A 14,743-nucleotide genomic window follows, 5' to 3' on the forward strand; every position below is an offset into this window, starting at 1 on the left:
ACAAGTGATAAAACAAGCTATTATTGACAATTAAACGCCAAGTGCAGTGCATTTATGCTACCTTGGCGTTTTCTGTATCTACTTCTATTTAATTTGGAGAAAATCATGTCGTTATCTATCAAGCCAGTTGCCATCGCAGTACTCGGCGGGCTACTTACCATGGCTGGTCCTGCTTATGCCGAAACCATCAAATTACGAATTCTAGAAACGACGGATATTCATACCAACGTAATGGATTATGACTATTACAAAAACAAGCCAACCGAGAAAACCGGCCTGGTACGTACTGCAACACTGGTAAGAGAAGCCCGTGCAGAAGTACAGAATAGTGTACTTGTTGATAACGGTGATTTATTACAAGGTAGTCCAATGGGCGACTACATGGCAGATAAAGGCCTGCAACCCGGTGATGTACACCCGGTTTACAAAGCAATGAATCAGCTTGGTTATGACGTCGGTAATTTAGGTAATCACGAATTTAACTACGGGTTAGATTTCTTAGAAGAAGCGACAAATGACGCGAACTTCCCGTATATCAATGCCAACGTTATCGATCTGAAGACCGGTAAAAACATGTTTACCCCTTACATCATCAACACCAATACCTTTACCGATACAGACGGTGTTGAGCACCAAGTTAAAATTGGTTACATCGGTTTTGTACCACCGCAAATCTTAATCTGGGATAAGAAAAACCTAGAAGGTAAAGTTGAAGCGTTAGACATTAAACAAACCGCAGAAAAATTTGTGCCGCAAATGAAAGCAGAAGGCGCCGATATTATTATTGCTATTCCACATTCAGGTCTCTCTGCAGACCCGTATAAAGTAATGGCTGAAAACTCGGTGTACTATCTAACACAAGTACCGGGTATTGATGCCATTGCCTTTGGTCATGCACACGCCGTATTCCCAAGTAAAACATTTGCTAAAATACCGGGTGTCGATATCGAAAAAGGCACCATCAATGGTATTCCAGCTGTTATGCCTGGTCGCTGGGGTGATCATGTGGGTATCATGGATCTGGTATTAGACAAACAAGGTGATTCTTGGAAAGTGACGAGTGCACAAACAGAAGCGCGCCCTATTTTTGATAAGTTCACGAAAAAGCCATTAGTAGCCGCTGATGAAAAAATGCTGGCAGTATTACAAGATGATCACAAAGCAACGCGTAATTTTGTAAACCAACCAATCGGTAAAGCCAGTGACGTGATGTACAGCTTCCTAGCGCTAGTACAAGACGATCCAACCATTCAAATTGTTAACCTGGCACAACAAGATTATGTAGAACGCTTTATTCAAGGCGACCCAGATCTAGATGGTATTCCAGTGCTGTCTGCCGCTGCACCGTTTAAAGCTGGCGGCCGTGGTAACGATCCAACTAACTTTACTGAAGTAGAGTCAGGTCAGTTAACCTTCCGTAACGCTGCCGATCTTTACCTTTACCCGAATACCCTAGTGGCAATGAAAGTAACAGGTAAAGAAGTAAAAGAATGGCTGGAATGCTCTGCCGGACAATTTAATCAAATCGACCTAAACAGCACGGCACCACAAGGTTTAATTAACTGGGAAGGTTTCCGCACTTATAACTATGATGTGATTGACGGTGTTAATTACGGCATCGATTTATCGCAACCTGCACGTTATGACGGTAACTGTAAACTGATCAACCCTAATTCAAATCGTATTACCGACTTAACCTTTGAAGGTAAAGCAGTAGACCCTGCACAGCCGTTCATTGTGGCGACCAATAACTACCGTGCTTACAGTGCTAAATTTGCCGGTACCGGTGAAGCATTTGTCGCCTTTGCTGCACCAGATGAAAACCGCACAGTGCTTGCTAGTTACATTAGCCGCGTAAGTAAAGAACAAGGTCAAGTGACACCAAGTGCCGATAACAACTGGTACTTCACGCCATTACAAAGCGATAAGAAACTAACCATTACCTTCGAAACAGCACCAGGTGACAAAGCCGCGCAGTTCATCAAGGACAAAGGCCAATACCCGATGCAGTTTATTAAAGAAGACAAACTTGGCTTCGCGGTATACAGCTTAGACCTACAAAGCAAAAAGTAACGCTTAACTTAATTAAATTAAACGTAAACATGTAATACCGCAGCCAGTCTGCGGTATTTTTTTGTCTAAACCACAGCCTAGGTACGTGATTTTAACCATCATGCTACACTTGACTAGTATTCACAGAGACTTAGACAGGACGTCACATGAGCAATAACACAGAGCAACATACTGAAAAAAATAGTAAAAATAGTATCACCGCACCTTGTTACTATGAACAACAAGGCAGCGGCAGTCCGATTGTGTTTATTCACGGCTCATACGCAACAACGTCTACATGGAAGAAGATAGTCCAACAACTCGCCAGTACACATCATTGCATCTCGATAAAATTACCCGGTCACTGTGGCATGCCAGACCCCGATGATTTCACCGCGCCAAACATCGATACCGAACTAAAGATCATTGAATCCGTCATTACCGAACTGACTGAATTGCCCATCCACCTTATCGGCCATTCTTTTGGTGGTGTTGTGGCATTAGCCTTAGCGCTAAAAGGCTCTGTCGCTATACAAGAGTTAACCTTATTTGAACCCGTATCAACCTGGGTATTTGAATCCGTTGGCGACCAAGCAATGACGCAGAAAGTGAATGCATTTATTCAAAATTACCGTCAAGGGATCCGTAATAATGCCCCTTATATATGCGGCAAAGTGATCGACTTTTGGGCCGGAGAAGGTGCATTTGAACCCCTGCCCGATTTTATCAAAGATGGGATGGAGCCGTTAACAGCGAATAATAATCGCCACTGGACCTTGTGTGAAAATACCGATCACCCACGTACCAGTCTCAACTTACTCACCATACCAACAAAATTAGTGTGTGGCTCGGCATCAAATCCGGTGGCACAAGCTATTGTTGATCATCTTAGTAATGAATTACCCAACAGCAAGCAGTATACGATACCGGGCGCTAGCCACTTTTTAGTAACCAGCCATGCTATTGAATGCCTTAATATTATTGGCAAGTGAAAGCCAATTCTCTGTGTAATGTATAAGCATATTACTAATAAGGCATCTGGATCGCATAATTACATTAAATATCTGCCATCTTGGGAGTTATGACTACCATTAACACCACAAACAATTTGAATAATTGTATCTTTAACAACAACTAATACTAAAAATCACTTTGGAGTACATGGATGTTTACTCTTCCAGCAAAACAAGTGCAGGATATTATATTTGATGCCTTGTCATTAACCAATGACGGCGTTGCGATCTTTGATGCCAATGATACTGTCATATATTGCAATGACAGCATGGCTAAGCTATTTGGTGGCACTGCACAGCAGGCGTTAAACAGAACCTTTAGTGAACTAGTCAGACAATGTTTCAATGGCACTAAAGGCATCAATATTGAATCCGATAACGTCGAACAATGGCTAGAAGCCGCCAATCATAAAAGACGCAGTGTACCGTTTCGTAGTTTCGAAGTTGACACTCAAGATGGACGCTGGCATTTGGTTACAGAACAGCTAGTAAATGGCAACATCATCTATCTTAACTGCATTGACATAACTGAAAAAAAACAAACAGAAATACAATTACAAGCATTAACCAAAGAGCTACATACGCGAGCATCAACCGATGAACTGACCGTGATCAGCAATCGCCGTAATTTCTATGAAATGGCTGAAATAGAGTTCATCAACGCGCAACACGGACAAAAACCTCTGACGTTACTACTCATCGATATCGATAATTTTAAAATCATTAACGATAGCTTTGGTCATGCTGCCGGCGATATGGTGCTTAAAGCATTTGCGCAGAATATAAAAACAGAACTACGCAGTGGGGATATATTTGGGCGACTCGGTGGTGACGAATTTGCAATCCTACTCCCCAATACCGATTGCAACGAAAGCTTACCACTTGCAGAACTGTTCCGAAACACCATCGCGAAAATGAAAATCGACCACAAAGAGCAACATCTGCAACTCACCGCGTCCATCGGTATTGTCCAATCTTCAGCGGCGATGCAGTCAATCCATGCCATGATGAATGCGGCAGATACGGCATTGTATCAAGCTAAATCAGCAGGCCGTAATACGGTTTGCAGATGCTCAACAATGCAATATGAGTTAACAGCAACCCCGAGTGTTTCTAGCTATACTTATTAATTTTCTCTCTAAATATCTCTTTTTTGAAAGGCTTCGGCAAATAATCATCCATACCGGAATCGAAACAACGCTGAATATCATCTTCTAAAATACTCGCGGTTAACGCGACAATGGGAATGCGAGACAGAGAATAAGCCTCTTCATATTCCCGAATACCGATAGTCGCATCAAAGCCATCCATCACTGGCATCATGCAATCCATCAGCACTAAGTTAATGTTTTGATGGTTTTCGGCATAAATATCGATCGCCTCTTGGCCATTCTTTGCGACCAAGACGTCCAACCCTAATTGGTTAATATTAATCGACGCGACTTTCTGATTAATTAAATTATCTTCCACTAACAAAATAGCACGGCTGGTCTTGTACGTGATCTCATCGGTTTCAGCGTTAACGCTCAGATCCAGATCATTAATCATATTTATCAATCTAAGGCCTAACAATGGCTGATGAATATAGCCATCAACCAAGTGAGCATAATTAAACTGTTCATGATGATTACTACGCGACACTAAAATCGGTGTTTTACCGACCTTTTGGCGCAGTGTTTGCAACTCTATTTTTGCCAGTTCGACTTCTTGCTGATTATAAATAATAATCGAATTGGCATTCACACTGGCAGCAACACCGTTAATGTCGCGACATTCTGTTGTCGATATCCCCAGTTTATTGAGTTCAAGTTGTAAAAACTGGGTATTTTTAGCATTAATGATAATTGCTTGATGCGGGGATACCGGTTGTTTCGGCTGAATTTTCTCGACGCCAACAGTAATGGTAAAATGGAAATCACTGCCTTGCCCCTTAATCGACGTGATCGCAATGTATCCGCCCATCAAACTGACAATCTTAGCACTAATAGAAAGTCCTAAACCAGTACCACCAAAGTGACGCGTGGTGTTATTGTCTTCTTGCTGGAACGCTTCAAATATTTTGCTATGCTTGCCTGACTCAATACCGATGCCGGTATCTTTGACCGAGAACGACAAGGCTATATGATCAGCATCCACCACTTTAGATTGCAAGGTCAGCGTAATTTTCCCTTTCGCTGTAAACTTAACCGCGTTGGAGGCCAGGTTCATCAGCACTTGCCTCAGCTTATGCTCATCTAATTTCACCAACTCAGGTAATTCAGGGTCGATTTGAATATCGAGTTCAATATTTTTCTCTTGTGCCTTGACTGCAATTAATGACGCCGTATCAAACATCACTTCTTTAACGTTGGATGTGTGCGGCGAAATAACCAAGTTACCCGATTCAATTTTAGATAAATCGAGCACATCATTAATCAACATCAGCAAGGTTTGTGATGATGAATCAATCGTCATCAGATAGTCTTTTTGGATGGGAGACAATGGCGAGTCTTTCAAGATCTCAGCCATACCAATAATGCCATTAAGCGGCGTACGGATCTCATGGGACATATTGGCTAAAAACGTACTCTTGGCGCGGTTGGCTTTATTAGCGTTATCTTTCTCTTGAGTGATTGTGGCAATATTTTGCTTTAACTGGGTTTGTAATACCGCAAGATGCGCAAAAGAGTCACTCATTTCATCATCGGTATTATTAGTAATACGATTGTTGTTAATAAAAGTGTCGTAATCGCCAGTAGCAATACAACTTATGTGGCGATTCAAATCATTTAGGCGGGCAATAATACTGCGTTTAATCAGGCCATAAATACAAGTAATGCTTACTAATAAGATCGTAAATACCACCAAAAGCCAGGTAAACTCCTTAAATAAATGAAGGTGAAAATCATTGACGGCTTGCTCTGATTCAGCATTAATTTGATCGTACTCTTGGTTCAAACGCTGTCTTAATACTTGAAACTCTTGGGTTATCGCCCAGTGGATGATAGTCTTTTCTTCCTCATCATTACTGTCGATATAATCTTGGGTTAATTGACGCCACTGTGCCATCAGCGACAGTATATTATAACTATCGGTGGTCGCGCCCAACTCAATATACTTGCCGTAACGGGTTTTAATTTGATCTAAATTGTCATTTATCACAGTGAACGCAGTAACGTCACCATCAATAATGTATTGCTGAAAAGCAGAGTAAGCCTGATACGCATCGCGGTCTGCGTTAAGAATAAGCGTACTGGCATGCCGGTAAACATTTGACTGCTGATCAACCGCGGTTTTACCATAATCAATCAGGCGAGAGCCTTCATAAATAGAAAACAGCAAACAAAATATAAAAATGCCCATCAGCAAATTCAACTTCGCGCGTATAGATGTAAACATCAGAGCCCTTATTCTTTTCATTCAACCTCCCTGTCAAAATCAAATGCCCTATTTAACTGTCGTAAATACCAAGCATGAGAAGGACTAATACCAATTGCATTAAATAAGTGATCAATTATTTCGCCGGAAAAATTGACAATATCAAGACGTTAATTGCCGTAACTAGTTATTCTAATTGCAACTTTTATTAAACAACAAGTACAACGCAGTTAGTGGCAGTTTTAACCAGAAAGAATGATCATCTATTTATTGTGATTGGTATAATACTAAAGCATGGAAATGAGTGTATCACCCTCGCTGTAAATGAACATTTAATTACCACTGCTTTGTGACAGGCAGTCCTATGACTTACTCTCCAGCATCAACCGCCTCGCGACAAGTAGTGATACGCTAACAAACCGCTATACTGTGTCATATCGCTCAATTTTATAACTCGACAGCGTTGCGTTATTTCCTTTTTGGCATGATTAATAGATAATTATCATCAACCTATCATTCAAGGCCACTAACTATGTCAAATATCCTCTTACTTGCGAACCTCAACTGTGACCGGGTGTTACAGCTGGATCGACCGTTATCCACTGGTGGCCGCCATTATTATGCCGATAATGGTCGACGCTTAGGTGGCGGTGGAGCCAATACCGGGTTAGGTTTGATTTATGCGGGTCACAAAGTGGCCTTAGTGAGCCAAGTTGGTAATGATAAGACCGCCGATTGGTTATTGGCAGAAGCCAGTATTCAGGGGCTAGATTGTAGTTTGCTACAACGCAATGATCTGGATACACCGGAATTATTATTAGTCATGACACCGGATGGTGAGCGCACGATTATTCGTCCACAGCGTCCTATTTTTACTTTAGGTCCAACCCCCGACTTTACCCAATGGCAGGTGTTATATATTAACTCTTCAGCAGTCGGCTGCGAGCTGTGGGCACAAGCGGCACTTGAACATACCTTAGTGATTGCTCAGTTAGCCAAAGATAATCGACCACGTCCTTGCCATGTCTTGATCTCGTCAAAATCAGATATGAAAAACCATGGCGTAGAAGTCAATAACAGTGACGAACTATGGCAGTATGGTCAGCAGATCGCCAGTCACAGCTTACGTTATTTTATCATTACCGATGGCGATCAAGGCGCTGTCGCTTACAGTGAAAAAGGATCGGTGAGTGTGTCTTCCATTGCAGCACAAGTTATCGATACCACAGGGGCTGGGGATGCATTTGCGTCGGGGTTAATTGATGGCCTACTCGCCAAGCAAGAGATCGCGCAGGCTATGAAAACAGGCGCTGAATGGGCCGCGATTGCAGTCGCGACCGCCAGTTCGATCCCGGGCACAGAATTACAGCAGCACCTAGCCAAATAACCCCTCTCACCTAAATTACATAATCAAATCCACACGTGTAAATGATAATTATTATTATTTACACTTGCATCTTCGTTGATGATTCTTTATTATCCTCCGCCTCACATAACAAATAAACTAAAAAAAATGAAAAAAACAGCATTATCTATCGCTTTCATGGGTATATTCATCAGTGCATGTAACGATTCTAATTCAACTTCGCCACAAATAACTACACCACAAATTTCTACGATAACTGCACATATCAAAACCAGTGATATAGCGCCAGTATCTACAACGATGGTGAGTTTTTCAGCCCCAGGTATTACCGCTAGCAATGCCAGTAAAATAACAGATATCACAGCAAATTTTGGTGATGTGAGCATTGACCAAACGACAGGTGACATGACCTTCAAACCTTATGCATCATCTGCAACAAACGTATTAAGCGCTGAAATCATTGCCGCTCAGCACGATTATAAGTTTGAAATTAGCTACAAAGTTGATAACAACATTTATCAACTTGATGGTTCGGTGTTACCGCTATATAACGATAAAGCGAATCAACCCGCAGTACGTTTTAGCAAAATAAGTCTAGATGGCACGCTATTATCACCAGAAGATCAAGCACGCCCAGCCAATACAAGTGATTGGAGTTGCGTAACAGATAACAGCAGCGAACTCATGTGGCAAGCACCGCAAGCCAATGGTACATATGCATTCAATGAAACCTATTACTGGGGTGATCGCACGATCAATAACCGAGACTATAGCGAAGCAAGCTGTATACTTGACGGTGACTGTAATACCGATAATCTGGTTGCAGAAGCAGACAAGCAGCAACTTTGTGGTCGCTCAGGCTGGCGTTTAGCGACCCGTACTGAATGGCAAACACTATTAGATAAAAAACTGTTTGATGAAGACTCAAAACAATCGCCAGTTAACAACTTCTACTTCCCTTACCTTGATTCTAATTACGATGAAGCGTACTGGACTGATTCATTTACTATTTATGCAAATGGTCATGATAACAAACCAACGGCTGGTGATTGGCAAGGCTCAAATGCCCTTGTTGGTGATGCACACGTGATGTGGATGAGCGAAGATTTTGATTTCGCAAACATGCCGCCCCGCTCAACAAACGAACCTCATTTCGCCATGCTAGTAAACGGCACTGTTATCCCTGATATAAAAGACAATGACGTGCCAGAATTATCAACACAATTAACACCGCAAAATATAGCCGAAGGTGTTGACGAAAATCTTAATTGGCAATCACGCTTTGTTAAGCATGGTAATTCAGGCCAAGCACTTGCAGATCAAGACACAGCAAACTGGACTTGTACATCTGACCTTGCATACAGATCAGTGTTAGCGAATACACAGATCCTATGGCAACGGATCAATAAAGACGCACCACTGAAAGATTACGCACAAGCCGTTGAGTACGCCAAACAAGTCAACCAAACTGCACTGTGTGGACAAACTAACTGGCGCTTACCCACAGAAAATGAATTAAAAAGCCTACTTGTGAATACACCAATCTCATACGGGCCTGGCATGGTATTTCCAAGTCAACGAGCAAGCTATATAACCAGTGTACTTGATGATACAAACGTAGACTATGATAGCTATTACTGGACTTCGATAGCTGATGCATACAAGCCAGAAACAAAACAAATCGCGGTTGCATTCCAAGATTCATTCTCAGAAAGCAGTGGTATAGCAAATACAGAACTGCATCACGTACGCCTAATCTCAACAACGAGATTGCAACCATAATGATAAAAGATACATTAAAAAGTATACAACGCCTGTCAGTGATCATCACTGGCTGTGCGTTGCTAGCTGCGTGTGGTAGTGACTCAGGTTCTGGTTCTAGCACTGATTCTGGCACTGGTAGTCCAGACTCAACAGATAATACCAATACAGCTAAACCGCTGGTATTGAACCCTCGTATACAGCTAACCCAAGGGCGTACGACTACTCAGCAGTACGCCTTAATGCCAACGCAAGAATTACGACTGATTCAGCCTGGCCTGTATGGTAATGCCAGTGTGCAAGGCAATACGTTTACCTATCAGGCAAATGCCGACACACAGGGGTCCGACCATGTAAAATTGGCCATAATATCAAATGATAAAATTGAGACTATCAACTGGCTGATTAGAGTGAATCAGCCAACGCCTCGCTTTGCAACATTAGCGCTCGGTGACAACAGTCAGAATAAGGAATGGCAATGCATCAGCGATAATGAGACCCATCAAGGTGTTATTTGGGCAACCCCACAACAACCAACAAAACAAACTTACGCTTGGGGTGATTGGCCGCCGACCTTACCGGCTTTTCAAGCCCAATGTCAGTTCACCGATAGTGACGGTAACAGTCAAGCATGCTCGACAGACAGATTGGTTGAATACGCCAATCAACAGAACTGGTGTGATCGTAATGATTGGCGCTTACCCGAAAGCTATGAAGTAAAAGGGTTGGTCAGTGAACAAGATTATGCTCTCGATAATAATCAAGCCGCCATTGACCCTTACTTTTTTTCTACAACTGGTTTTGAGACTTACTGGTTAGCAAATGATAACAGTCAACCACATGCTGACAATATTGCACCGACATTAGACTTTACAACTGGTCGCCATACGACTGTGATGCAAAACAAGCGTAAGCCTAAATCAGTGATGCTTGTTAGTGGTATCAAACGTGATACCACATTACCTTCTGAGCAAAAACAACCACAGGCAGAGAAAGACAGTTTCATCCGCTTAGACAATGACGGTAGCCCCTTACCTAAATCGCTACAAGATGCTGACTACATTGATAGCCCTTGGCGTTGTTTAGACGATATGCGTGGATTAGTACGTGATAATTTCTATTTACGCGATAAGCAGTTCTCCTATGTATATTGGTTAACGCCAAATCCACAAGATATCACTAACACCAGCCAGCAGTTAGCAATACAAGCAGGTGTACCTAAGGCTATTGATGACGTTAATCAAGCACAATTTTGTGGTCGAAATGATTGGAGGCTACCCACTGCCGATGAACTAGCGATGTTACTGTATAAAGGCGAGCAAGACAGTGATTACAGCTTGTTATATGCAACATCACTAAATCAACCTGAAAGCGGTGATTATTGGGTTAAAACAGCCTCTGGTTATGGCTTATATAGCTTACCCATGACTGTAACTTTACAGCCCAAATCAACGACTGATGCAGATACTGGACGTGTATTATTTATTGCGACTGAATTTGAAAACAGAGCGACAGAAGATCCCCGCTCCATTAACAACCACGCTCAACCTGACTTCAATCGCCTAAGACAAGATTACGCCAGTAATAGTGATTATTGGCCAAAACCGTTTGTCGATGATACGGATAATTATCAAGAGTTGGGCACGATGCCTAAACCAATTTTCCCTAACGACAACCCTTATAGTGAGTTAAAGGTATCGCTAGGTGAGAAACTCTTCTTTGACCCTTTTTTATCGCGTGCGGGTGATGTGTCATGCTCTACCTGTCACGATCCAAAGCTCGGTTGGGGAGATGGGCAAGAGGTTTCCATTGGCCATGACCGTCAACGTGGCAAGCGTAACGCCCCGACGATTGTAAACAGTGCATTCTTACCTGTGTTGTTTTGGGATAGTCGCGCAGCAACATTAGAGCAACAAGCATTAATGCCAATTCAAGACCCAGTGGAAATGGCTGAGACTCTGCCACGATTACTCTCACGATTAAATATGCATCCACAATATCCAGACTTGTTTAAACAAGCATTTTCTGAAGATGGAGATATCACAGAGCAGCAGTTAGGGATGGCACTCGCAACCTTCCAGCGTACGATTATTAGTAACATCAGCCGTTTTGATACCTTCATTACTCAGGCTGATAGCACAGGTAATACTAGCGCACTTTCTGATAAAGAACTGTGGGGATTAGACATTTTCCGCCGTAATGGCCGTTGTGTTAATTGTCACATGGGGGCTGAATTTACTGACCACAAAATGCAAAATGTCGGACTGACTTATTACCAGGGTTTTTATGAAGATCTGGGATTGTATAATGTGGATGGTAAACCAAGCAGTGTCGGTAAATTTAAAACTCCGTCATTACGCGATGTGATGAACAACCATCCATGGTTTCATAATGGTTTACTCGATACGATGGAAGGCGTTATCTCAATGTACTCAGCCGGCATGGCAGATAATGCCCCGTTTGGTTGGAATAAATACGATCCAACTTATCCAGTATTATCAAAACAGATTAGACCATTAAATCTGACGGTCTCGGAAGCAGAGGCATTACAAACCTTCTTAACCACGATCACGGCACCAACTCGCCAAACGCCAGCGACTAAATCTGAGTTAGGTATTAATTAACAATATTAAAGACTTAAATTATAAGTAGGTGTTACCCACTAGCACCTACTTATTTATTCTACTGAGCAGCAAGCGATTAGCGTTCGCCAACCAAATATAAATAGGTATGCTTAGCACTGTATTTGGGGGACATGTGGACGCCGTAATAACAAGGCACCTTGTGTTCACAGACTTGATTGATCACATCAAAGCCCGCATTGATTTTGCGTATTGAAATAGGCTCTTTAGTGACGATAATCATCGCAGCAGAATCAGCAATCGTAGGATCCGGAATAACGTTTTTCACCATCTTCTGACTCATCGTACTATCATTTGCTGCTAGTACATCGGCAATTTCTTCACCATTGGCTTCCAAAAATCGTAACGACTTAGAATTTGATATTAATGACGAAATGTCACTGATATTAAATTTAAGTAGCTTATTTTGATTTAACATCGACGCCATATGATTAATAAAGCGCAGTGCAGCGAGCGTATGGTATGTATTTAGCTCATCAAGGTTTAACCAAATCGTAGCGATGTAGTTATCACCAATAATCTTACGCCCAGAGGTAAAACCAGCAGAACGCATATGCGTGTGCTGGTAAATCACCACCACTAAATCTGATTGTAATAAATTGCTATCACGCATGACTTCATGTTCAGCGGTAATGGTTTGCAGATCGATATCATCATTATTTTCGAGATCAACCAACAGAGGATGTTGTTCCATAAATGATAATACTGTAATGCGAACCATATCGTCATTACGGTTTATAGTCTGACTCATGCGCTCTCCCTTTCATATCCTCAACTATATTTACTATTATGGAATAAAATAAGGGAAATCGTTGAAATTAATGGTTATTTACTACTTAAACTGAATATTCACCTCTTTATAGGCATCAAGCTAGTGATCTATATAACGAAAGAAATAAAAAAGCCCGCACAAATAACATTATATGTGCAGGCTTAATTTGTATTGATTACATTTAGTGGTGCTAGTTAAGCTTCGTTATCAATATATACCCTTGCTTTTTGCTCACGTTTTTTAGCAAGGCTTTTAAGGTGTAAACCTGACAAGGTCAAGGCGATACCAGTAATCGAACCGATTAAGGCTAATGAACCAAACCAGACCAAACCAACCAATGTTAAGGTTTCTGTTTTCACATCTTTGTAGTGGTCAACATTATCAATATAAGACGCCATACGATAAACCTGGTTAGATAAGGCCATCGTGTTCGCTTCGATTTCAATCACGCGAATATCATAACGTAAGCTCATATTATTTTGCTTAATCTCTCTAATGTAGTCTTTCTCACTTAAGAACTGAACATCCGCTTGATCACGCTTAATCTCTAAACTGCGTAACTCTGTGGTTTTATTCTTAGCCAGTTTTCTTTGTTTAACGGCTAAATTGCTATTACTCGCACTCACCGCATTTTTATAACTACGGCTAAGTTGTTGCACTTCGTCATTCTTCTGCTGGATCATGTCATCTTTTAATCCGAGTAAATCAGCATAATAACCGTCAAGGAACTTAACCGACTCTAAATCTGGGCTATTATCTTTAGCAATAATGGTGTTGTTATTGATGTTGTTTATTTGTGTTTCAACATAACGGATCTTTTCATCGTAATCTTTTTTCACTCCCGGTGAAGTAAAGAAGTTCGAATCATCTAATGCGACAATCTTATCGGCATTCAGCTTATCAAGCTGGGCTAATAAACGGGTACGCTCAGTCTGCACTAAATCATTACTATTTTGAGTACGTGCCATCGATGATTTAAAACGTTGCTCTTTCTTTTCAGATAGCTCTTGTAGCATCTCTGACTTTTCCACTTTAAGCTGAATTAACTGCTCTCTTTTTTCTGCTAGCGCCTTTCTTAACTGCGGGACATTCTTTGATAAGTACTTATTACGTCGTACTTCATAGGCATATTGCGATTGATAGTTCGCATTAACCGCCGTTTTATCGCTGTCAATTTGCTGCGTTTTAATATTGTAATCTTGCAGGGCAATCACGATATTATCTTCATTAATTTTGATCTGGTTTTCAATTTTGCTGATCTCAATTTCACTGAGATTAATTTGACTATTAATCGATGAGAATGCTCTTTCAAAACCATTGAGTAAGGTTTCAAAGGTAATAAGACACAAGAAACTAATGATCAACAAATACATAGGAAATGATTTACGTGAATGCCAAAGCCCTATCACAAAAGGGATCTTGGTTAATTCCACCAGCGAGATCATCACAAAAGGCGCAGCCAATGTGAATGCACTGGCTAAATCATTATCACTTGTCATTAATGATACTGATATACAAAGACCGATAAATACCACAATAATCTCAACTAACCAGGCGATCCTACGTAAAAATCGACTATGCTTGCCCAGGTCATCAACATCATCATCCCTAACTTTACTGGTGTTTGGACCAGTTCCCATGATATCGCTCATTTGCTTATAACACCTCATCATAAATAAAATAATACTCATCTTACAGTTTCAGTGACCTTTTAGCCCGAATAGATAATGCAGGATCAATCAAACGTACAAGATTACAACAATATTGAGTACATATTACC

General features: G+C 41.3%; 9 protein-coding genes. 6 read left to right on the top strand and 3 right to left on the bottom strand.

Features of this window, described 5'->3' with window-relative positions:
* Nucleotides 1-105 precede the first annotated feature (105 nt).
* The 3 genes from PE36_RS03335 (at nt 106) to PE36_RS03345 (ending at nt 4,195) form a co-directional block, all read left to right on the top strand.
* The gene (locus tag PE36_RS03335) at nt 106-2,073 is read left to right on the top strand and encodes a bifunctional 2',3'-cyclic-nucleotide 2'-phosphodiesterase/3'-nucleotidase (protein WP_006030546.1); all 1,968 of its coding nucleotides are present in this window, start codon (nt 106-108) and stop codon (nt 2,071-2,073) included.
* A gap of 146 nt (nt 2,074-2,219) precedes the next feature.
* Entirely contained in the window at nt 2,220-3,044 is an 825-nt protein-coding gene (locus PE36_RS03340; protein ID WP_006030547.1) for an alpha/beta fold hydrolase, read from the top strand.
* Between the two features lie 173 nt (nt 3,045-3,217).
* Nucleotides 3,218-4,195 (top strand): sensor domain-containing diguanylate cyclase, encoded by a 978-nt coding sequence (locus tag PE36_RS03345; protein WP_006030548.1) that lies wholly within the window; start codon nt 3,218-3,220, stop codon nt 4,193-4,195.
* Here the strand turns inward: PE36_RS03345 and PE36_RS03350 are convergent.
* Nucleotides 4,179-6,464: an ATP-binding protein gene (locus PE36_RS03350; RefSeq protein ID WP_232286519.1), complete on the bottom strand. Its 2,286-nt coding sequence runs from the start codon at nt 6,462-6,464 to the stop codon at nt 4,179-4,181. The genes PE36_RS03345 and PE36_RS03350 overlap by 17 nt on opposite strands.
* A gap of 490 nt (nt 6,465-6,954) precedes the next feature.
* Here PE36_RS03350 and PE36_RS03355 point away from each other — a divergent pair, with 490 nt between their 5' ends.
* The 3 genes from PE36_RS03355 (at nt 6,955) to PE36_RS03365 (ending at nt 12,173) form a co-directional block, all read left to right on the top strand.
* The gene (locus PE36_RS03355; RefSeq protein WP_006030550.1) at nt 6,955-7,809 is read left to right on the top strand and encodes a PfkB family carbohydrate kinase; all 855 of its coding nucleotides are present in this window, start codon (nt 6,955-6,957) and stop codon (nt 7,807-7,809) included.
* 126 nt (nt 7,810-7,935) lie between these two features.
* Nucleotides 7,936-9,570: a DUF1566 domain-containing protein gene (locus tag PE36_RS03360; RefSeq protein ID WP_006030551.1), complete on the top strand. Its 1,635-nt coding sequence runs from the start codon at nt 7,936-7,938 to the stop codon at nt 9,568-9,570.
* Entirely contained in the window at nt 9,570-12,173 is a 2,604-nt protein-coding gene (locus tag PE36_RS03365; protein WP_006030552.1) for a cytochrome c peroxidase, read from the top strand. The genes PE36_RS03360 and PE36_RS03365 overlap by 1 nt, the downstream gene beginning before the upstream one ends.
* Nucleotides 12,174-12,249: 76 nt before the next feature.
* Here the strand turns inward: PE36_RS03365 and PE36_RS03370 are convergent, their stop codons facing one another.
* A complete protein-coding gene (locus PE36_RS03370; RefSeq protein WP_006030553.1) occupies nt 12,250-12,942 on the bottom strand; it encodes a hypothetical protein in 693 nt (230 codons plus the stop codon).
* Between the two features lie 215 nt (nt 12,943-13,157).
* Nucleotides 13,158-14,615 carry a hypothetical protein gene (locus tag PE36_RS03375; protein WP_043993802.1) on the bottom strand — a complete coding sequence of 486 codons (1,458 nt, stop codon included), beginning with the start codon at nt 14,613-14,615 and terminating at the stop codon, nt 13,158-13,160.
* Nucleotides 14,616-14,743: the final 128 nt, after the last annotated feature.

The organism is Moritella sp. PE36 (assembly GCF_000170855.1).
In the GTDB taxonomy this organism is placed as follows: domain Bacteria; phylum Pseudomonadota; class Gammaproteobacteria; order Enterobacterales; family Moritellaceae; genus Moritella.